General features: G+C 47.6%; 20 protein-coding genes and 1 pseudogene. 14 read left to right on the plus strand and 7 right to left on the minus strand.

Annotated features, from left to right (window positions below; genetic code table 11):
* Nucleotides 1-332 precede the first annotated feature (332 nt).
* The 10 genes from F384_RS23615 (at nt 333) to F384_RS23660 (ending at nt 7,988) form a co-directional block, all read left to right on the plus strand.
* A complete protein-coding gene (locus F384_RS23615; RefSeq protein WP_042999126.1) occupies nt 333-653 on the plus strand; it encodes a hypothetical protein in 321 nt (106 codons plus the stop codon).
* A gap of 74 nt (nt 654-727) precedes the next feature.
* Nucleotides 728-1,081 (plus strand): hypothetical protein, encoded by a 354-nt coding sequence (locus F384_RS23620; RefSeq protein ID WP_042999127.1) that lies wholly within the window; start codon nt 728-730, stop codon nt 1,079-1,081.
* 15 nt (nt 1,082-1,096) lie between these two features.
* Nucleotides 1,097-1,606 (plus strand): M50 family metallopeptidase, encoded by a 510-nt coding sequence (locus tag F384_RS23625; protein ID WP_046494304.1) that lies wholly within the window; start codon nt 1,097-1,099, stop codon nt 1,604-1,606.
* 238 nt (nt 1,607-1,844) lie between these two features.
* Nucleotides 1,845-2,180: an ArsR/SmtB family transcription factor gene (locus F384_RS23630; protein ID WP_046494305.1), complete on the plus strand. Its 336-nt coding sequence runs from the start codon at nt 1,845-1,847 to the stop codon at nt 2,178-2,180.
* Nucleotides 2,170-2,883, plus strand: coding sequence for an arsenical resistance protein ArsH (gene arsH, locus F384_RS23635; RefSeq protein WP_046494306.1), 714 nt, complete (start codon nt 2,170-2,172; stop codon nt 2,881-2,883). Before F384_RS23630 ends, arsH begins: the two co-directional genes overlap by 11 nt.
* A gap of 8 nt (nt 2,884-2,891) precedes the next feature.
* A complete protein-coding gene (locus tag F384_RS23640) occupies nt 2,892-3,437 on the plus strand; it encodes a sigma-70 family RNA polymerase sigma factor (RefSeq protein ID WP_046494307.1) in 546 nt (181 codons plus the stop codon).
* Nucleotides 3,438-3,512: 75 nt separating this feature from the next.
* A complete protein-coding gene (locus F384_RS23645) occupies nt 3,513-3,875 on the plus strand; it encodes an arsenic metallochaperone ArsD family protein (RefSeq protein ID WP_020839050.1) in 363 nt (120 codons plus the stop codon).
* A gap of 20 nt (nt 3,876-3,895) precedes the next feature.
* Nucleotides 3,896-5,653: an arsenical pump-driving ATPase gene (gene arsA, locus F384_RS23650; RefSeq protein ID WP_046494308.1), complete on the plus strand. Its 1,758-nt coding sequence runs from the start codon at nt 3,896-3,898 to the stop codon at nt 5,651-5,653.
* 316 nt (nt 5,654-5,969) lie between these two features.
* Nucleotides 5,970-6,485: a GNAT family N-acetyltransferase gene (locus tag F384_RS23655; protein WP_042999128.1), complete on the plus strand. Its 516-nt coding sequence runs from the start codon at nt 5,970-5,972 to the stop codon at nt 6,483-6,485.
* A 330-nt stretch (nt 6,486-6,815) separates the two neighbouring features.
* Nucleotides 6,816-7,988 carry an MFS transporter gene (locus tag F384_RS23660; protein ID WP_152754617.1) on the plus strand — a complete coding sequence of 391 codons (1,173 nt, stop codon included), beginning with the start codon at nt 6,816-6,818 and terminating at the stop codon, nt 7,986-7,988.
* Nucleotides 7,989-8,016: 28 nt separating this feature from the next.
* Here the strand turns inward: F384_RS23660 and F384_RS23665 are convergent, their stop codons facing one another.
* The 7 genes from F384_RS23665 to F384_RS23695 all read right to left on the minus strand — a co-directional run bounded on the left by F384_RS23665 (nt 8,017) and on the right by F384_RS23695 (nt 14,331).
* Entirely contained in the window at nt 8,017-8,514 is a 498-nt protein-coding gene (locus tag F384_RS23665; RefSeq protein WP_000968905.1) for an arsenate reductase ArsC, read from the minus strand.
* 74 nt (nt 8,515-8,588) lie between these two features.
* Nucleotides 8,589-9,017, minus strand: coding sequence for a glutaredoxin-dependent arsenate reductase (arsC, locus tag F384_RS23670; protein ID WP_042999130.1), 429 nt, complete (start codon nt 9,015-9,017; stop codon nt 8,589-8,591).
* Between the two features lie 12 nt (nt 9,018-9,029).
* Entirely contained in the window at nt 9,030-10,319 is a 1,290-nt protein-coding gene (gene arsB, locus F384_RS23675; RefSeq protein WP_042999131.1) for an arsenite efflux transporter membrane subunit ArsB, read from the minus strand.
* Nucleotides 10,320-10,366: 47 nt separating this feature from the next.
* Entirely contained in the window at nt 10,367-12,118 is a 1,752-nt protein-coding gene (gene arsA, locus F384_RS23680; RefSeq protein WP_046494309.1) for an arsenite efflux transporter ATPase subunit ArsA, read from the minus strand.
* Nucleotides 12,119-12,135: 17 nt separating this feature from the next.
* Nucleotides 12,136-12,498: an arsenite efflux transporter metallochaperone ArsD gene (arsD, locus tag F384_RS23685; protein WP_046494310.1), complete on the minus strand. Its 363-nt coding sequence runs from the start codon at nt 12,496-12,498 to the stop codon at nt 12,136-12,138.
* Between the two features lie 46 nt (nt 12,499-12,544).
* Complete coding sequence (locus F384_RS23690) at nt 12,545-12,895, minus strand: transcriptional regulator (protein WP_042999134.1); 351 nt, start codon at nt 12,893-12,895, stop codon at nt 12,545-12,547.
* Nucleotides 12,896-13,210: 315 nt separating this feature from the next.
* Nucleotides 13,211-14,331, minus strand: a protein-coding gene (locus tag F384_RS23695; RefSeq protein ID WP_100245182.1) for an IS3-like element ISKpn34 family transposase whose coding sequence is annotated in 2 segments (ribosomal slippage) — nt 13,211-14,073 and nt 14,073-14,331 — 1,122 coding nt in all. Because the reading frame shifts where the segments join, the coding sequence is not laid out codon by codon here.
* Nucleotides 14,332-14,423: 92 nt separating this feature from the next.
* Between F384_RS23695 and dsrO the strand changes: the two are divergent.
* The 4 genes and pseudogenes from dsrO to F384_RS23720 all read left to right on the plus strand — a co-directional run.
* Nucleotides 14,424-15,077, plus strand: a pseudogene (dsrO, locus tag F384_RS29485) (sulfate reduction electron transfer complex DsrMKJOP subunit DsrO); the annotation flags it as partial.
* A gap of 3 nt (nt 15,078-15,080) precedes the next feature.
* Nucleotides 15,081-16,088: a hypothetical protein gene (locus F384_RS23710; protein WP_046494316.1), complete on the plus strand. Its 1,008-nt coding sequence runs from the start codon at nt 15,081-15,083 to the stop codon at nt 16,086-16,088.
* A complete protein-coding gene (locus tag F384_RS23715; protein ID WP_042999137.1) occupies nt 16,085-19,111 on the plus strand; it encodes a molybdopterin-dependent oxidoreductase in 3,027 nt (1,008 codons plus the stop codon). Before F384_RS23710 ends, F384_RS23715 begins: the two co-directional genes overlap by 4 nt.
* A 9-nt stretch (nt 19,112-19,120) precedes the next feature.
* A complete protein-coding gene (locus tag F384_RS23720) occupies nt 19,121-19,702 on the plus strand; it encodes a hypothetical protein (RefSeq protein ID WP_042999138.1) in 582 nt (193 codons plus the stop codon).
* The last annotated feature ends 18 nt before the right edge of the window (nt 19,703-19,720 follow it).

Below are 19,720 nucleotides of genomic sequence, written 5' to 3' on the forward strand. Positions count from 1 at the left end.
CCGCAGATCCGATTTCTGTTAGAAGCGGATCATGGCTATTATTTGCACATTTTTTGGGACAAAATCAGAAAATGTGATATAATTTAATTAATTAGATAGTAAGCCACCCTCCGCACTTCAAACCGACCTAACGGGTCATTCCAGATAATCTCTCCCTCAGCATTTCCGAAAAACAAGCCATTATGGATTTTTCGGAAGTGTGGGAAAGGTGCGTCCGGTAATTGCGGTTGGTGACTGTTATCTGGCTAATCACTTCAGGCGGGCAACGGAATGTCCTGCGGGTGATGATAAATAAAGTAATTAGTAGAAAGCTTACGATAAGGAAATCAATTATGAGCAACACAACGACATACGCTAATCAGTGCAACAGCTTTTCCCCTTCATCAATTGTGGAAATGCTTTCAGGTTATGGCTGTAAAAAAATGTGGTTATACCGCACGACGAATACGCAGGGGGAAACACTTCTTGTGCTTCTCGATGAGGAGAACGGGATATACGAGGAAATGGCCAGCCGCCTTGATGCTCCAGATATGAAAGAGTGGTCCATTCAGTATTCTGACGGCGGTTATAAATCCCGTACGCTTCCTGAAGGGGCGTTTGAGATCGATTTGGGTTGTCCTGACGAAGCGGCATGGTATATGGATCTTTTATAGTCACCAGGTCATAAGGTGAACTCCTGACAGGCGGGATTTCTCAATAGAGCAGCGTAACAACTAAGGAGTTAAGGATGGGGCGTTCCACTAAGGGGATTATCAAGGGAAGGGAGTTTCCTTCCAAAAAAGCAGCTGTGGGGCATTTCATGGATCAGCGTGAAACAGTCAAAGAAGCGGGCCCGCTGAAAGAGGGAGAATTGTTTGATGAATTACGCGAGCTTTATCTGCGTTACTGCGAAGTGACCAGCTTTGATCTGAATGGCAGGATTATCTATGCCTTCAGTGTGGATTATGAGCCGCGACAGAACGGTCAGACCTGGGCATCTCACCTGTGCTACTGGGTACATTTCTCGCCGAAGCAGAGTTTGTCCTTTTCGGTCAGAGAAGCGGTGGATGAAATTGCAAAAACTGCTGCTGAACAAATTTAATGGCGGGCGGGATTTATGATTAAAGGAATTCCATTGCATTCTTTTGAATACCTGCATTACATCGTTGATAGTCTTGGATGGATGCTGCCAGTTTATTTATATCTCTTCAGTTTTCTTTACGCATTTATTCATGAATCCGGACATGCCCTTATGGCCATGTGCCTGGGAACTCGGGTAACCCGCTTTCAAGTGGGGAAACCTGTGTTGTTCCGGTTCAAAAGGGGCAGACTTATCCTGAAGTTTGGATTGCTTTTTCCAGACGGAGGTGTCAGTTACCACTATGCGAATGATGCCCCCAGGTGGAAAGTTATGGCGGCGGCGCTGGCCGGTCCATTATTGCCCGTGATTCTGTCAGTACCAGTTTTTACTCTTACCGGTATTCAGCCACTAACGGTCATTGCTGGGTTAATTGTGATGATGCTGACTCTGGTTAACCTAAATCCCTTCATGATGGAAACAGATGGCCAGAAAGTTCTCAAGCATCTGCATGCCATAGTTCAGGGGCGGAAAGTCCTGGATTCCTGAGCAACTGTTACACGAGTTCCATCTACTTAGTTGAAAGGAATGCTGATGAAGATGTCTCTTCCTGGTCTGCCGGGCGAATATGTTGCCCAGTCACAGCAGCTTCCTGTGGCTATCGACTAGGCCACAACAATTTCTTGGCTGTTCTTCACTTCATTCCCAACCAGATACATTGAATATTGAATGTAAAATTCATTTCTATTATTCTAGAAATATAGAAATAACAATCATGAGAACGAATATGGAACTGAACTTTGCGGCGTCGGTGCTGAAAGAGCTTGGCCATGTGACAAGGCTCGGGATTTATAAAAGACTAATCAAAGCCGGACCTCAGGGCGTGGCCGTGGGTGATCTACAGAAGCAACTCGAAATCCCTGCATCCACACTGAGTCACCATCTTTCATCTCTGATATCTGTATCTCTGGTTCGTCAGGAGCGGCAAGGAAGAATACTGTACTGTCACGCCTGCTATGAAAACCTTGGCGCGCTGATTGCTTTTCTGACAGAAGAATGCTGCTCAGGGGCAGATGGACTGTACGATACCAATGGCGATCTTGGAGGAAAAAATGAGCACTGAACTTAAGAATGTTAATGCAAGCCTGTTCGATACCTCAATTACAGAGGCAAGATTCGGCATTCCTTCTGTTCCACACCCTCCCCGTATCCTCATGCTGTACGGCTCTGTACGTGAACGTTCATACAGCAGACTGGCAACTGAAGAAGCGGCAAGGTTGTTGACTGCCATGGGCGCAGAAGTTCGGATCTTCAATCCTTCTGGCTTGCCTCTTCCTGATGATGCGCCTGATTCGCATCCCAAAGTCATGGAATTGCGTGAGCTGGTTCGTTGGTCCGAAGGGATGGTGTGGTGTTCACCTGAACGCCATGGTGCAATGACCGGCATAATGAAGGCTCAAATCGACTGGATACCTCTATCGGAAGGGGCAGTTCGCCCGTCGCAGGGGAAGACGCTTGCCGTCATGCAGGTCTGCGGTGGCTCTCAGTCTTTCAATGCCGTAAACCAGATGCGCATTCTTGGCCGCTGGATGCGGATGATCACCATCCCAAATCAGTCCTCCGTGGCAAAAGCCTGGCAGGAGTTTGATGAAGATGGACGGATGAAACAGTCGTCTTATTACGACCGCATTGTGGATGTGATGGAAGAGCTGGTGAAATTCACGCTGCTGACAAGAGGTAATTCAGCCTATCTCGTTGATCGCTACAGCGAACGAAAAGAGTCAGCAGAAGAACTTTCTCGCCGAGTAAATCAGAGCAAAATTTGAGGGCTGGTATGAGTGATGTAACGGCATTCAACAACTGCATGAGTGTGTTCTGGCGGCAACATGAAGCCGAACTCTCTCGCTTTCTGACATCGAAGACAGGTGATAGCGAAAAAGCAGCAGATCTTCTGCAAGAGCTATTCCTGCGTGCCCGTGCTCATTCAGACAATTTCTGCGAAATGGAGAATCCGCGAGCCTGGCTGTATCGGGCGGCGAGGAATCTGCTGATTGATGAGTACCGCACCACCAGGGAATTCGTTGAGCTGGAAGAAGAGGCCCCACTGCCTGATGTATCCCATGATGCGATCTCAACGCTGGATATTTGCCTGCCTGAAACATTACAGGCGTTACCCGAAGATGAGCGGTGGCTGATTGAAGAGTCCGATCTTAACCGGCGTCCCCAGCAGTCCCTGGCCGATGAACTGGGAATCACGCTTACGGCGTTTAAATCCCGTTTACTACGGGCCAGAAAGCACCTGAAAGAAGCGATGACAGAACTTTGCCAGATTGAGGCAGATGACACTTCTCCCGTCTGCTGCCACAAAAAAATGAATTAATCGCGCATCTTTTTCCCACCATCTTCGTTTACCTCAGTGTAAAGCCAAATGACTAAACACTGAGGTAAACAGTCCATGTCAAAAATTGAGATCTTTGAAGCAGCAGGTTGCTGTGCAACCAGCAGCGTTGTGGTCAGCGACGAAGCCGTCAAATGGAACGCCAGCGCCGAATGGGCGAAAAAGAATGGTGTTGATATTCAGCGCTACAGCCTTGCGAAAAACCCGCAGCAGTTCCTGAATACACCTGTGATCAAAGAGTTTCTGAACACTTCAGGGATGGAGTCCCTCCCTGTTACCTTGCTCGACGGCAAGCTGGTGATGGCAGGCAAACTGCCGACTCGTGAAGATATCGCCCGTTGGGCCGGTATTCCGCTTACTCAGGACTGGAGTGAAGACAGCACCCAACCACGTTGCTGCAGCATTCCACGTATGCCTTAATTCCAGAGGAGCTATTGCTGATGAATATGCCATTTTTAAAAGACATCCCCCCGTTCATCTTCTTCACCGGTAAAGGTGGAGTGGGTAAAACATCCCTCGCTTGTGCTACTGCGGTATGGCTGGCCGATCAGGGTAAGAGAACGCTTCTGGTGAGTACCGATCCGGCTTCCAATGTCGGCCAGGTATTTAGCCAGACTATCGGCCACCGAATTACAGATATCAGTACCGTACAAAATCTTGCTGCGATGGAAGTTGACCCTATGGCTGCGGCACAGGCTTATCGTGACCGTGTGCTTGACCCCGTTCGTGAGCTGATGCCAGCCGATGTGGTCAGCAGCATTGAAGAGCAGCTTTCAGGTTCATGCACCACGGAAATTGCTGCGTTTGATGAGTTTACCGGTCTTCTGACCAATCATCAGTTGCGGGAAAAATATGACCATATCGTATTTGATACCGCGCCAACCGGTCACACTATCCGCATGCTTGAGCTACCGGGAGCCTGGAGCGGTTATCTGGAAGCGAACCCCGATGCCGCTGCAAACCTCGGGCCTCTGGTGGGGCTTGAGAAACAACAGCACCAGTACTCAGATGCGGTTAAAGCGCTGTCTGATGCAGCTCTCACACGATTAGTGCTGGTTGCCCGCGCCCAGGCTTCGACACTGAAAGAGGTTTCCCATACCCACGATGAGCTGTCTGCTATCGGTTTGCAACATCAGCACCTTGCCATTAATGGTGTACTACCGCCGTTTGCGGGTGAGGATGATCCACTGGCGCAAAGTATTCTGGCTCGGGAAGAAAAAGCATTACAGGCAATGCCTGATAATCTGGCTAATCTTCCCCGCTCACAGCTGTATCTGAAGCCATTTAACCTGGTCGGTCTGGAAGCATTGCGGGAGTTATTTACAGAGAGCAAAGCCGCACCGGCTCTCCCTGCTACTACGCTGAATACTCTGGATTTGCCGAAACTTGCTTCACTAGTTGGTGAACTGAGCCAGACTGGCAAAGGGCTGGTCATGACGATGGGGAAAGGCGGCGTGGGCAAAACGACCGTTGCGGCATCAGTCGCGGTATCGCTGGCGAAACGTGGCCACAAAGTCCACCTGACCACATCCGATCCGGCAGCACATCTGTCTTACACGTTGGATGGCTCGCTGCCCAATCTTCAGGTCAGCCGTATCGACCCGAAGGTAGAGACAGAACGTTATCGCCGCTTTGTCCTGGAAAATCAGGGCAAAGGATTAGATGCAGAAGGGCTGGCGGTGCTGGAGGAAGACCTCCGCTCGCCATGCACTGAAGAGATCGCCGTCTTCCAGGCATTCTCCCGAATCATCAAAGAGGCAGACGACCATTTTGTCATTATGGACACCGCGCCAACGGGCCATACGCTCCTGCTACTGGATGCGACTGGAGCCTATCACCGGGAAATGGTGCGTCAGATGGGGCAAACACATGACCACGTCATCACTCCAATGATGCAATTGCAGGATCCGGAGAAGACGAAGGTGATTATCGTGACGCTTGCCGAAACGACACCTGTACTGGAAGCTGCAAACCTGCAGTCCGATCTGCGCCGGGCCGGGATCGAGCCGTGGGCATGGGTTGTTAATAACAGCCTGGCAGCTGCTGAACCGTCTTCACCTTTCCTGAAGACCAGGGCTAACCGCGAGCTGCCTCTCATCTCTGATGTGGAAGAGCAGTATGCAGAGCGTATTGCATTAACAGCGCTACAGAGCGAAGAGCCGGTTGGTATTGACCTGCTGGAAGAAATGGCGAAGTAACAATGAAGGGGGCGTTTGCCCCCTTCATGCTTTGCTGTCGTTCTATTTCCCCGATGGATAACAAAGTCCTCTGTCATTTTCCAAAAAGAATCTTTTCGAGTTCGATTAACTGTTGCTGAGATTGCTCATTGAGATGGGCCTCAGCCTGGTCATATAAAAAATATGGGTACAGGAAGCACATATTTGTCTCCCTGCATGAATGAAAACAAAAGATGGTATGGAAGATTAGCCTGCTTGTTGGGTCATAAGCTTTTGTATTTACCTTTCCTTTAGCTTTTCAAGTAACCTTAAAAAAGATGCCAACGGGAACAGAGCAATGAAAATCGTTAACGCAGAAGAAAAGCACATCCCCGCCATATGCGATATCTACGCCCATCATGTTATTCATGGTACCGCCAGCTTTGAAACTGAACCACCGGATACCCATGAGATGCTTGCCCGCCTGAAAAAGATCCGCAATCAGGCGCTGCCGTGGGTTGTCGCGTTAGAGGAAGAAAAGGTCATCGGGTATTGTTATCTCACTCGTTACCGTGAACGCTACGCCTATCGCCACACCCTCGAAGATTCAATTTATATTCACCCGGATGCGCAGCGTCAGGGGACAGGAAAAGCGTTGCTGCGCCACGTCATTGCCTGGGCAGAAACACACGGCTACCGGCAGATGATAGCCATTATCGGCGACAGCAATAATGAGGGTTCGCTGAAAGTCCATCAGCAGGTCGGATTTACAGAAAAAGGCACGCTGAAAGACATTGGTTTCAAGCATGGTCGCTGGCTGGACACGGTTTTGCTGCAACGAAATCTGGGGGAAGGGAACAGCTCGCTGCCATAAGATTCAGGCCTTATGCTCTGAAACAGGAAAAAGGGGGCATTCGCCCTCCTTCATATTTATTTCCGTCTTTAACTATTTCTGACGCCGATATTGAGAGAGTTTTCTTCTACCTACCGGAAATATCATCCGTTTTTCTCTTTCTGAAACCAATGCTTAACAGTTGAAAGGTAAGTTTGTATTCGAGCACATAGGTTGCTGGAGGGGAATAAATCCCGTCTCCCCGAACTAAATTGTGACGTTTGCAACCGGGATACCGGAACCTGAGGAGATGCAAAAACGGTGAACACACCTCCACTTCTACTTAGCAGCAAGATTACCTGGTGCGTTGGTTTGGCCCAGTTAATTAACTGGGGGATTACCTACTACCTGTTGGGTGCTTTTGGTAGCGCCATTGCTAATGACACGTCGTGGGGGCAACCTCTTATCTTCTCAGGGTTGACGCTGGCTATGGGCATCATGGGGCTCATTTCACCGATATCCGGGCGATTATTAGCATCGATGGGGGGAAGAAAAGTCCTGCAGCTTGGTGCTCTCCTGAACGGCCTTGGATGCCTGCTCCTGGCAACGAGTCACTCCCTATACATTTACTTAATGGCCTGGCTGGTGATGGGCATAGGTATGCGCCTTTCACTTTATGATGCAGCTTTCGCTGTTCTCGTAAATCTTGCAGGGCCGACAGCCAGAAAATCTATTACACAGGTGACCCTGCTCGGAGGTCTGGCTTCTGTTGCCTTTTGGCCAATTGGCGAGGGCTTACTGAGCCTGCTGGGCTGGCGATGGGGTGTTGGCTGTTACAGCCTGTTCGCCCTGATAAGCATTTTGCTTTGTATTTCTTTGCCAGATAACAAAAGAGAACGAGGTGTAGCCCCCCGCGAATCGACGGAACAGGGCATCCAGCATCTTGAGCGGGACTATCTGAAATGCGGGTTGTATGCAGCATTGATGGCATTGCTCAGTTTCCTGTCCACAGGAATTTCAACCCATTTACCTCTGATTCTGGCCAGTGCTGGTGTCCCGGTACTTGTTGGTTCCTTATGGGGGGTGGGACAGGTCAGTGCACGTCTTGGCGATATAGCGATGGGGAGTCGAGGATCTGCTCTGGGGCTGAACCTGATAGTGGGGATTTTGCTTCCTTGTTGTTTCATGATCAGCCTGCTGGGACAGACATCCATCGTGGGGACCGGCTTGTTCGTTCTTGGATATGGTGCCGTCAACGGTCTATCTACTCTGGTGAGAGCAACATTACCATTAACTCTGTTTGACCCGCGCCTGTACGCCAGTCGCATGGGAACATTGCTCATGCCGAGTTTTTTTCTGTCGGCACTGGCCCCTTCACTCTATGCCAGCTTTCGCGAACGATTTGGGGATACTGGCATGCTGATCATTTCACTGGTATTTGCGTGTGTGGCAGCAATCATAGCCATATGGATCTATTTGATTGGAAAAGATAAACAGGCACTACAAAGAGTGCCTGTTGATATAACATCGAACGTTAATGAGTAGGCAAGCGCGTACGAGTCTCACAACTGCACTACACGCCTTTATCCAGTTGTTCCAGTTGCTGTTGTAAAGAAAGGCGATCTAGCTTCTCAAACGGCAAACTCAGAAACAGTCTGATGCGACTGGCTATTTGCTTCTCGACGTCCACAAATGCCTGGTACATTGCTTCCGAATCGCCCTCTGCGAGTGCGGGATCTTTGAATCCCCAATGGGCCGTCAGCGGTTGGCCTGGAAATACCGGGCATCCTTCTCCAGCCATTTTGTCACACAAGGTGAAAATGAAATCCATTTTTGGTGAGTCGACTTGCTGATACTGCAGGAGACTTTTACTTGAAAGGCTGGAGATGTCAAACCCCTGACTTTTCAATACTTTTAGCGTCAAAGGGTGCGGTGATGAAGCGGGATGGCTGCCGGCGCTAAACGCCTTGAAAATCCCACCACCGAGCTGATTCATTAAAGCCTCAGCAAAAATACTTCTGGCAGAGTTGCCTGTGCACAGGAAAAGGACATGGTACGTTTTATCCATCATTTCAGCCTCTGAGTAAAAATCGCATAAGCTCTGTCACCAGGCAGCAATAAATAGAGCTGCCTGGTGAAATGGAACTACTTGATTACACGCTGCCCATGTGCGTCGATCACCTTTTCACCGTCTTCTTTAGTAAATTCACCTCTCTGTGCATCAGGCAAAATATCCAGTACCACTTCCGATGGGCGGCACAGTCGGGTTCCCAGTGGTGATACAACAATGGGTCGGTTAATCAGGATCGGATGCTGCAACATAAAGTCGATTAACTGATCATCAGTAAATTTATCTTCGGCGAGTCCCAATTCTTCATAAGGCTCAACGTTTTTACGAAGCAGGGCTCGTACTGAAATACCCATATCTGCAATGAGTTTGACCAGCTCATCGCGTGAAGGTGGATTCTCAAGATAGAGAATTACGGTCGGCTCAGTACCGCTGTTTCGGATCATCTCCAGCGTATTACGCGATGTGCCGCAGGCCGGGTTGTGATAAATGGTGATGTTGCTCATATCAGTATCTCATTACAAAGTGAAAGAGAGACGTAGCGCCAGCGCGGCCAGCGTTACAAACAGCACAGGCAGAGTCATGACGATCCCGGTGCGGAAATAGTATCCCCAGGTGATGGTCATATTCTTCTGTGAAAGCACATGCAGCCAGAGTAGCGTTGCCAGGCTGCCGATAGGTGTTATTTTCGGTCCCAGATCGCAGCCAATCACGTTGGCATAAATCATCGCCTCTTTGATAACGCCTGTTGCGGTGCTGCCATCAATAGAGAGAGCGCCAACCAGCACGGTAGGCATGTTATTCATGATGGAAGACAGGAATGCAGTCAGGAAGCCAGTACCTAAGGTAGCAGCCCAAAGACCTTTATCAGCAAGTACGTTCAGCACGTTAGACAAGTATTCTGTCAGCCCTGCGTTGCGTAATCCGTAGACCACCAGATACATCCCCAGTGAGAAGATCACGATCTGCCAGGGCGCACCGCGCAGCACTTTACCGGTGTTAATCCCATGACCTTTTTTGGCCACCGCAAACAGGATTGCGGCTCCCACTGCCGCGATTGCACTCACAGGAATTCCGAGTGGCTCGAGTACAAAAAAACCGACTAACAAAAGGACTAAAACAATCCAGCCCGTTTTGAATGTTGCTGGATCTTTGATGGCTTTTGCGGGTTCTTTCAGTCGCGCCAGCTCATAAGTGGGCGGGATATCTTTGCGGAAAAAAAGATGCAGCATCACCAGCGTGGCGACAATGGCGGCGATATCCACTGGCACCATCACCGACGCATATTCTGTGAATCCCAGACGGAAGAAATCAGCCGAAACGATATTGACCAGGTTCGATACGATAAGTGGCAAGCTGGCGGTATCGGCAATAAACCCTGCGGCCATTACAAACGCCAGCGTGGTGCTTTTACTGAACCCCAGCGCTAGTAACATGGCGATAACGATCGGCGTCAGAATTAACGCCGCGCCATCGTTGGCAAACAATGCCGCCACCGCCGCGCCGAGCAGAACAATATAGGTAAATAGCAGACGTCCACGCCCATTGCCCCAGCGGGAAACGTGCAGGGCAGCCCATTCAAAAAAGCCGGACTCATCCAGCAACAGACTGATGATAATGACGGCAATAAAGGTGGCCGTGGCGTTCCAGACGATATTCCACACCACCGGAATATCGGCGATATGAATCACACCCGATGCCAGAGCCAGTACGGCACCCAGCGTGGCGCTCCAGCCAATGCCTAATCCCTTTGGCTGCCAGATAACCAACACGATGGTCAGGATAAAAATGGCTCCTGCCAGTAACATATAACCTCCCGAAAGGGCAGCAAAGCTGCCCCGAATAATGACAATAATTAACCAGCGAGTTGTTTGAGTTTGTCGATGCCGGTCGGTTCTGACGCCAGTACAGGAACAAGAGCTACGCGACTGGCATGCTGGAATTTAACGCTCTCGATCTGCGGAAGTTCCTGTTGTGCCCGCAGACGAAGCAGCGGTGAACGGGTATCGGCAATGGAAAGGCTGTTATTGATAATCCAGCCCCAGGGATGAATCCCTGCGCGTTCAAGGTCGGCCTGCAAATTTGCCGCCTCAAGCACAGGCGTGGTTTCCGGCAGCGTGACCAGTAACACTTTGGTTCGCTCCGGGTCCTGAAGCTGCATCATTGGCGTGGTGAAATGGCCTTTATCGCCCATTTTCTTAGCAATTTCGCGGTGATACGCCCCGGTGGCATCCAGCAGTAGTAGCGTATGCCCGGTGGGTGCCGTATCCATGACCACGAAGCGCTTACCCGCTTCACGAATCACCCGTGAAAAGGCCTGGAAGACCGCAATCTCTTCGGTGCAAGGAGAGCGTAAATCTTCTTCCAGCAGGCGTTTTCCTGCTTCGTCCAGTTCGCCTCCCTTAGTGTCAAGAACATGCTGACGGTAGCGTTCCGTTTCCTCGTGAGGATCGATCCTGCTGACCTGCAGATTCTTAAGGCTGCCATTGAGGGTTGTGCTGAGATGCGCCGCAGGATCAGACGTTGTCAGATGGACATCAAATCCCATTTCGGCCAGTCTGACGGCAATGGCAGCAGCCATCGTGGTTTTCCCCACGCCACCTTTGCCCATCAGCATGATCAAACCATGTTCATTACGGGCAATGTCATCAACTAGCGCAGAGAGCGATGGAATATCAGGACGTTGCTGAATGTAGTCTGCAGAAGATAATACTGCTTCTGGCTGAGTGGAGAGAAGCCCGCTGAGTGCAGATACACCGACCATATTAACCGGTTGAAGGAATAGCGTGTCAGTTGGAAGGCCAGAAAGATCAGAGGGAAGATGAGCTAGCGCTTCCTGTTCACGTTCCCATATTGCTGCAGCCAGTGTATCGGTAGCGGCTTCAGTTTTTGGAAGAACGCCATTAATGACCAGATACTGATTTTTAAGACCGATGGCGGCAAGTTCCAGATGAGTTCTGGCGACTTCCAGTAGCGTTGATTTCTGCAACCGCGCGACTAAAACCAGTCGGGTGCGTGTTGGGTCAGACAACGCTTCAACGGCATGAGCATATTGTTCACGCTGTTTTTCCAGTCCCGCCATTGGGCCCAGACAAGATGCGCCATCTGGATTACTCTCTATAAAACTGCTCCATGCACCAGGCAACTGGAGAAGGCGGATAGTATGGCCAGTAGGTGCTGTATCAAAAATGATATGATCAAAGCGGGTCAGCAGAGAGGCGTCAGTCAGCAATCCAGTAAACTCATCAAATGCAGCAATCTCGGTTGTGCATGCACCCGACAGTTGTTCGTTGATGCTGCTAACGACGTCATAAGGCAGGACGCCTTTAATTGGGTCAACGATTCTGGCCCGGTACTGCTGTGCAGCTGCCTGAGGATCAATCTCAAGAGCCGATAATCCCGGAACAGAGGCTATTGGTTGAATGGTGTTGCCTATCGTCTGGCCAAACACCTGGCCAACGTTTGAGGCCGGGTCGGTACTGACCAGCAATACTCGTTTACCCTGTTCTGCAAGACGGATCGCTGTGGCGCAGGAAATAGAGGTTTTACCTACACCACCTTTACCAGTAAAAAACAGATAAGGGGGTATATTTTCTAAAAATTTCATTTGTCCTCCTGGCATACTTAACAACAAGAAGTATTACCACCGCAGCAGCCTGAAGGCGCTAATCCTACTTTCTCCAGCGGAATCCCAAACCACCGTGCAAGTTCAGCCCGTTTCGGATAACGTCCGGCCATCACTGTTTCGCCATCCAGTAACAGTAGTGGCAGTCCTTCCGCACCGGAAGCCTCAATGAATGCTTTAACTTTCTCGTTCTGGACAAAGCTCATCGGTTGCTGTGCCAGATTGTAACGATCTACCTGAACACCTCGTTGTTTAAGCCATTGTACATCCGCAGAAAAATCAACCAGAGCCTGATCGACATCAGTACCGCAGACACCGGTGCTACAACACATCGCTGGGTCGAATACCGTTAGCGTTTTCATCCTTAACACCTCACATGTGGAAAATCATATATATTCAGGCAAATTTTTAAATACAAATAGCCTTACTGCTGTTAGTGCAGTTGACTGAAGCCAGTTTACGGGCGATGGCCTGAAGATCGTCCTGTTGGCTTAACCTGGCCTGCTCAATAATCTGCGCAGCCCATGAAGGAATGTGTGGGGATAAGCGGTAATGAACCCATTTTCCGTGCTTACTATCAAGCAAAATCCCGCTTTCCCGCAACATTGCCAGATGCCGGGAGATCTTAGGCTGTGATTGATCAAGTGCAGTGCAAAGATCACAGACGCACAACTCCCCCATGGTTCTGAGTATGAGAACAATACCCAGACGTGTTTCATCAGACAGATTCTTAAAGAGTTGTAGGGAAGTAAGCGACATCATTCCTCCTGTTCGTTTGGGTAACGATATCTCCAGCGGAGATGAAAATCAACAACATATACGCATAAGCGAATGTATTTGATAAATGTCAAAACAATGACAAGTTCGTACACCCATACTACCTCTGTTTTCTTTTGTTATGTCTTTTTATTCATATTTATGTAAACAATAAATTGAAGGGTAACTATGAATACCGATGATGACGACTATCCAAAAGATTCCCAAAAACGGAAACTTATATCTACATTAGCCATTGTGACTGGAGCTGCGCTTGTTATAGCTCCTATGACCTGCCCCCAGAGTTAGATACAACCTTCAGTTAGTAATGTCGGTTGGTTTTTCTTCATATTTCCCGTTTCGCCAGCCCGCTGCAAATTCAGCCGGCGTCAGGTAATTCAGTGATGAATGTGGTCGACACTCGTTATAATCCAGTCGCCAGTCATTAATGATCTTCCTGGCGTGAACAATATCGCTGAACCAGTGCTCATTCAGGCATTCATCACGAAAGCGTCCGTTAAAACTCTCAATAAATCCGTTCTGCGTTGGCTTGCCGGGCTGGATAAGTCGCAGCTCCACACCATGCTCAAAAGCCCACTGATCGAGTGCGCGGCAGGTAAACTCCGGGCCCTGATCGGTTCTTATCGTAGCCGGATAGCCGCGAAACAGCGCAATGCTGTCCAGAATACGCGTGACCTGCACGCCTGAAATCCCGAAGGCAACAGTGACCGTCAGGCATTCCTTTGTGAAATCATCCACGCAGGTCAGGCACTTGATCCTGCGACCTGTGGCCAGTGCGTCCATGACGAAATCCATTGACCAGGTCAGATTGGGCGCCATCGGGCGGAGCAGCGGCAGACGTTCTGTTGCCAGCCCTTTACGACGTCGTCTGCGTTTTACACTCAGGCCATTAAGTTGATAGATGCGGTAAACCCGCTTGTGGTTAACGCAAAGACCTTCACGTCGCAGAAGCTGCCAGATACGCCGGTAACCAAAACGGCGGCGTTCAAGTGCCAGCTCTGTGATGCGTAGAGACAGCTGCGCGTCAGCAGCCGGACGCTGAGCCGAATATCGGCAGGTTGACAGGGACAGACCTGCCAGCCCGCAGGCACGACGTTGCGACAGACCCTTAGCCTCGCACATGACTTCCACGGCTTCCCGCTTCTGGTCTGTCGTCAGTACTTTCGCCCAAGAGCCACCTGAAGCGCCTCCTTATCCAGCATGGCTTCAGCAAGCAGCTTCTTGAGTCTGGCGTTCTCTTCCTCAAGCGACTTCAGGCGCTTAACCTCAGGCACCTCCATACCGCCATACTTCTTACGCCATGTGTAAAAGGTGGCGTCGGAAATGGCGTGCTTACGGCAGAGCTCACGGGCAGAAACGCCGGCTTCGGCCTCGCGGAGAATACATATGATCTGTTCGTCGGAAAAACGCTTCTTCATGGGGATGTCCTCATGTGGCTTATGAAGACATTACTAACATCACGGTGTATTAATCAACGGGGAGCAGGTCACCTACTCAGGCAGCCCCCAGACTTACTGAAAAAAAACAGCACTGGTGTATGGTCATAGATCTGCGTAAATGCGTGGGTTGTCAGGCATGTACTGTCAGTTGCAAAATCGAGAATCACGCACCGCCGGGGCAATTCAGAACCTGGGTCGCCGATATTGAAGTTGGTCAATATCCAAAAACCAAAAGACAGTTTCTTCCGCGTCTATGTAACCATTGTGAAAACCCTAGCTGTGTCCCTGTTTGTCCAACAGGTGCTACGTTTAAACGCAATGATGGCATTGTTCTTATCAATCAGGATATTTGTTGGGGCTGTGGTGCCTGTGTTACTGCCTGCCCTTATGATGCTCGTTTTATTAATACTGAAACCAAAACAGCTGATAAATGTACCTTTTGCGCGCATCGCATAGAACAGGGGCTCGTCCCAGCCTGTGTCGAAACTTGTGTCGGTGCAGCAAGGGTTTTTGGTGATCTGAATGACAAAGAAAGTGAAGTGCATAAATTATATTCAGAGCATATAACAAATGTTTTGAATCCAGCAACGGGTAACAAGCCTCAGGTATTTTATATTGGGTTAAACAATGAAATGACTGTAGGAGAAGAAATAAAAAGTAAGACTTGGACGAAAGAGTTTTCTGATGTTTTCGATCAGGAACTCCCCTGGGTAAATCAGGAGTAAATCATGATGACGACCATTTTAAATATTGCACATCAATCTCCATTTGGCTTGCTTTTTATTAATTACTCGCTATTGTTAGGTGCATCAGGAGGTCTCGCTGTTATCTGGTCCTTCCTTAACTGGGGGAGTCAGTCAAAGACTAACCTTTTACCTGTGGCATTGGCTTTTGCATTAGCATTTGGAGGCATATTAAATGTATTAGCAGAGGTACAGCAACCCGGCCGGTTAATTTATGGATTTATATATGGTTGGGAACACTGGTACGGTTCAATAATAAAATATGGTGTACTGATTTTACCCCTGTTTTGCCTGTTACTAATCCTGCAACTCACGCCATTAAAGCTGTCTGTTTTCGTTGATAAATTAACGAAAATCCTTCTTATAGGAACTGGGATATTTTTAGGGATGTACTCTGGAATATTCATGACTAATGAGCATGGTATTGCACTCTGGAATACCCCACTGTCTGCAGTCTTAATGTTACTTAGTGGACTTTATACTGGATTCATAGCCTACAGTTTAGTTTCTAAACATACTAATGAACAACCGGCAGTAATTTCATCTTATTGCGGGCTTGGTGTGATGCTTATTACTATGTTTATTTTATTGCTATTCACATGGTGGGGGCATGTCTTTGCGGGAGAAACTATCAGCACCTCCTTTGGTTTACTTGATTCTAACTATTTAGCAACGCAGATAATTACTGTGGGAGCGTTGGTTTTAGCTTGCGTTATGATTGCTGTAATTAGATCTAAAAATAAAATCCACTACATAATTATCATTATTCTATCTGCTATCTCTGCCTGGGGTGTTCGTTTTCTTTTGTTGGTTGGGGGGCAGGGAACGAGTCGTAGCAGCGCCGGAGTCTTTACTTATCACCCTGAACCAAAAGAATATTTATATTCTTTTGGTAGTATATTTTTCATGGCAGGTATTCTTGCTTTAGTCATATTGTTTTATGAGAATTTCCAACACAAATATCCGGCACATACAGGAGGAGAAATTAAATGAACAGACGTCATTTTCTTACAGGTTGTGCCGCGCTAGGTGTAGGTGTTGGTGCCAGTATTTATGGAAAAGTATTTTACCGTGCAGGTACATTCTTAGATGCAGGAGAGCAAGCAAAATCAACCTTTTATGGTCAGTCAACTGAACCTGAATGGCTGCTTGATAAAGAAACTGGCCAGCATGTTATAAATCCCAATTATATGGTACGTCATTCTGTATGTCTTCAGTGTCATGGAGAGTGTGGACTGAGAGCCAAAGTGAACCGTAAAACCGGAAAACTGGAACGCTTACAGGGTAATCCATATCATCCGAACACATTGATTGATTATAAGGATATGAATATCCCGGTGGTGGACACTGCCAATACTCCGGGTACACTATGTGCCCGAGGGAACGCGGGTCTACAAACTGCTTACGACCCATATCGACTGACAGTTCCCCTGAAGCGCTCTGGCCCGAGAGGAAGTAATAAATGGGTGCCTATTGAGTGGGAAAAACTGATCGATGAAGTGGTCAATGGTGGAAAGATTTTCGCTGATACAGGTGATGAGGCTAGTCAAAACCTTGAGATAAAAGGATTCCGGGCATTATATGAAAAACGTGATGAATGGATTGATGATAACAATCATGACTTAGGGCGAGTATCTAATAAGCTTGTTATACAAAGCGGACGTATTGTTAAAACGCGAAAAGATTTTCAGACTCGTTTCGCGAAATCCTTTGGCACAGTTAATAATTACGAACACACTAATATATGCGAATTAAGCCATCACATTGCTACGAGTGCTGTATATACTGAGCATAATAATTTTAAAGCAGATCTTTGTGAGTCAGAGTTTGTTTTATATTGGGGAACCGCGCCTGGAGAAGCTAATTTCCCTATGCAGACATTAGGGAAATACTCAGCAGAGGCGCGTTCAAAGGGCTGTAAAATTGCTGTTATTGATCCAGTATTACCCCGAACTATAACGGATGACCCAAATATGTTCTGGCTTGCTCCGCGACCAGGTACTGATGGTGCTATCGCAATGGGGATGATAAGCTGGATTATAGATCATAATCGCCATAATACGGATTTTTTAAGTTACCCTAATCAGTCTTCTGCCAAAAATGCTGGTGAAACTTGTTTCACGGATGCCAGTTATCTGATTATTACCGATGAAACACATCCTAATTTTGGGAAATTTATTACTTCTAGTGAAGCTGCCTTGGGGGACAGTAACGACAGTGTCGTAATTAATCTCACTGGTATTCCAGAATTAGCGGAAAAATGTGTTAAAGCAATACTGGATTATAGCGGGAGTGTTAATGGTATAGGGGTTGCTACAGCATTTCATTTATTAAAGACATCAGCGAATGATTATTCTCTAGAGTATTATGCCGATATCAGTGGTGTTCGCATTGACGATATTGTCAATTTAGCTGACGAGTTCACTAAGCATGGACGAAAAGCATCCACAGAGTTTTATCGTGGAATTGCACAGCACCCGAACGGTTATTATACAGGTTTTGCAATAAATCAGTTGAACGTCTTAATCGGTAATTTGAACTGGAGTGGTGGTGGTTCCCTCGGGGGAGGTGGATTCCCTTATGACAAAGGGGTATATGACCTGACTGCTATTCCTTCTCTGGTGCCAGCTCAATTTGGTATTAAAATTACCCGTGAAGATGGCTTTCGCTATGAAGATTCTACTGAATTTAAGACAAAGGTTGCTCGTGGCGAAGCCCCCTACCCAGCTAAAAGGCCGTGGTTCCCTTTCACTAAAGATATTTTCAGTGATATCTTGCCTTCAGCACTGGAAGGTTATCCGTATACAGCCGACATTCTGTTGTGGCATATGTGTACGCCTTTATACAGCGCTCCAGGCATGGGTAAAGAAGATATTATTCGAGGGGTTTGTGATCCAACAAAAATACCATTAATTATTGCCAGTGATATTGTCGTTAGTGATACCAGCATGTATGCAGATTATATTATCCCTGACATTACATATCTGGAACGTTATGTCCAGCATCCGATGCTTGAAGCAACTATGGTCAAGGGGACTGCTGTACGTTATCCCGTTATCGAGCCGCTGACTGGAAAAAACCAGGCGGGACAACATTTTTGTCTTGAGACTTTCTTTATTGATATAGCTTCGAAATTAAACATGGCTGGGTTTGGGAAAAATGCTATCCCTGACAGTAATGGAACTCTATGGCCTCTCGAAAAAATGGAGGATTACTATCTGAAAGGTACTGCAAACGTTGCTTATAGTGGAACACCAGTATCGGATGCTACTGATGATGATATAAAAATTGCCGGTCTTGAAGATTACCAGAAGAAGTATTTCAGTAGTCTTAAGTCTGATGAATGGAGAAAAGTACTTTTTTTAATGTCACGCGGTGGTCGTTTTGAGCCAGTTACTACCAGACGGAATGGTACGCAATTGAAAAATCAATTCAATAATCGTATCAGAATGTACAATGAAAAAATTGCTCAGGGTCTAAATAGTTTTACCGGTGAACGTTTTTCAGGAACTGCACTTTGGCAACCATCTCTCACTATGATGGGGAAAAAAGTGGATGAGCTCGATCAGGGCAAAGGTATGGATTTTACAATATTGACCCGAAAAAGTGCACTTCAGACCCAGTCCCGACTGTCTTCCAACAGTTTTATCCGAGAGATACAGCCGACAAACTGGGCTGAAATTAATACCGAGGATGGGAAAGCTCTCGGTTTGAAAACCGGTGATAGTGTATGGGTCGAAACTGTTGAAGGGCGTAGGCGTTGTGAAGTAAAACTCAGAGATGGGGTTGCACCCGGAGTGATCAGCTTTATCGTTGGCTATGGCCATTGGGGTTACGGAGCAACCGATATTGATATTGGTGGGAAGCGAATTAAAGGCAGTAAAATCCGGGCTGCGGGGATAAATTTAAATCCAATAATGCGACTGGATCCAGATGTATGGGGGATGCCGCTTATGGATCCAATTGGTGGCAGTAGCAGTTTCTTTAATACACGAGCTAAAATTATCAAAGCGTAGGGGGCAAGTATGTGTGAAGTGGAAGAGTTGAGAAGAACCTGTGATATTGCTGGATCCTTACTACTCAAAAGCCCTGAACAAGAGCTTATTGACTGGATAAAGCAATGTACAGGGCAAAACCTTGCGATTAAAGAATGTCAGCAGGCGTTTTATGACTATTTCTGCTTCCCACAATCTGGTTTGTTTTGTCCACCCTATAATCATGTCTTTAGTAATGGCTTACGTCATGGAGACATCTGGCAATTTCCTGCAGCAAGCTTTGATGGGGGAGCAGAAGAAGAGGATTTCTATCAAAAATTCAATTTTGCTCCCTCTATGCTTAACATCAAATTGCCGATGGTACATAAACATGTTCCTGGTGACCATTTTGGTGTGGAATTGCTTTTTATAAGTTGTGTGCTGACAAATGAAAATTTAAACACCCCCGAGACCTGGAGTATTTTAAAGGGATTTATATGTGCACACTTACCTGCTCTACAGGGGTATACCCATTTATTAGGCAGCCAAACTGAACCCTATATTAAAGTCGTAGCTGAATGTCTGGAGGAGTGCTTGTCAGGACTTGATTATTTACTTTCGATTGATTCTTGAACCAAAATGTAACTACAT

Source organism: Citrobacter amalonaticus Y19 (genome assembly GCF_000981805.1).
GTDB lineage: Bacteria > Pseudomonadota > Gammaproteobacteria > Enterobacterales > Enterobacteriaceae > Citrobacter_A > Citrobacter_A amalonaticus_C.

What these genes read in the sequence shown, in the direction of transcription:
- F384_RS23640 (WP_046494307.1), top strand. Translation starts at nt 2,892, where the DNA reads ATGAGTGATGTAACGGCATTCAACAACTGCATGAGTGTGTTCTGGCGG.
- F384_RS23720 (WP_042999138.1), top strand. Translation starts at nt 19,121, where the DNA reads ATGTGTGAAGTGGAAGAGTTGAGAAGAACCTGTGATATTGCTGGATCC.
- F384_RS23655 (WP_042999128.1), top strand. Translation starts at nt 5,970, where the DNA reads ATGAAAATCGTTAACGCAGAAGAAAAGCACATCCCCGCCATATGCGAT.
- arsB (WP_042999131.1), bottom strand. Translation starts at nt 10,319, where the DNA reads ATGTTACTGGCAGGAGCCATTTTTATCCTGACCATCGTGTTGGTTATC.
- F384_RS23625 (WP_046494304.1), top strand. Translation starts at nt 1,097, where the DNA reads ATGATTAAAGGAATTCCATTGCATTCTTTTGAATACCTGCATTACATC.
- arsA (WP_046494309.1), bottom strand. Translation starts at nt 12,118, where the DNA reads ATGAAATTTTTAGAAAATATACCCCCTTATCTGTTTTTTACTGGTAAA.
- F384_RS23690 (WP_042999134.1), bottom strand. Translation starts at nt 12,895, where the DNA reads ATGTCGCTTACTTCCCTACAACTCTTTAAGAATCTGTCTGATGAAACA.
- F384_RS23665 (WP_000968905.1), bottom strand. Translation starts at nt 8,514, where the DNA reads ATGATGGATAAAACGTACCATGTCCTTTTCCTGTGCACAGGCAACTCT.
- arsA (WP_046494308.1), top strand. Translation starts at nt 3,896, where the DNA reads ATGAATATGCCATTTTTAAAAGACATCCCCCCGTTCATCTTCTTCACC.
- arsH (WP_046494306.1), top strand. Translation starts at nt 2,170, where the DNA reads ATGAGCACTGAACTTAAGAATGTTAATGCAAGCCTGTTCGATACCTCA.
- arsC (WP_042999130.1), bottom strand. Translation starts at nt 9,017, where the DNA reads ATGAGCAACATCACCATTTATCACAACCCGGCCTGCGGCACATCGCGT.
- F384_RS23615 (WP_042999126.1), top strand. Translation starts at nt 333, where the DNA reads ATGAGCAACACAACGACATACGCTAATCAGTGCAACAGCTTTTCCCCT.
- F384_RS23620 (WP_042999127.1), top strand. Translation starts at nt 728, where the DNA reads ATGGGGCGTTCCACTAAGGGGATTATCAAGGGAAGGGAGTTTCCTTCC.
- F384_RS23630 (WP_046494305.1), top strand. Translation starts at nt 1,845, where the DNA reads ATGGAACTGAACTTTGCGGCGTCGGTGCTGAAAGAGCTTGGCCATGTG.
- arsD (WP_046494310.1), bottom strand. Translation starts at nt 12,498, where the DNA reads ATGAAAACGCTAACGGTATTCGACCCAGCGATGTGTTGTAGCACCGGT.
- F384_RS23715 (WP_042999137.1), top strand. Translation starts at nt 16,085, where the DNA reads ATGAACAGACGTCATTTTCTTACAGGTTGTGCCGCGCTAGGTGTAGGT.
- F384_RS23645 (WP_020839050.1), top strand. Translation starts at nt 3,513, where the DNA reads ATGTCAAAAATTGAGATCTTTGAAGCAGCAGGTTGCTGTGCAACCAGC.
- F384_RS23710 (WP_046494316.1), top strand. Translation starts at nt 15,081, where the DNA reads ATGATGACGACCATTTTAAATATTGCACATCAATCTCCATTTGGCTTG.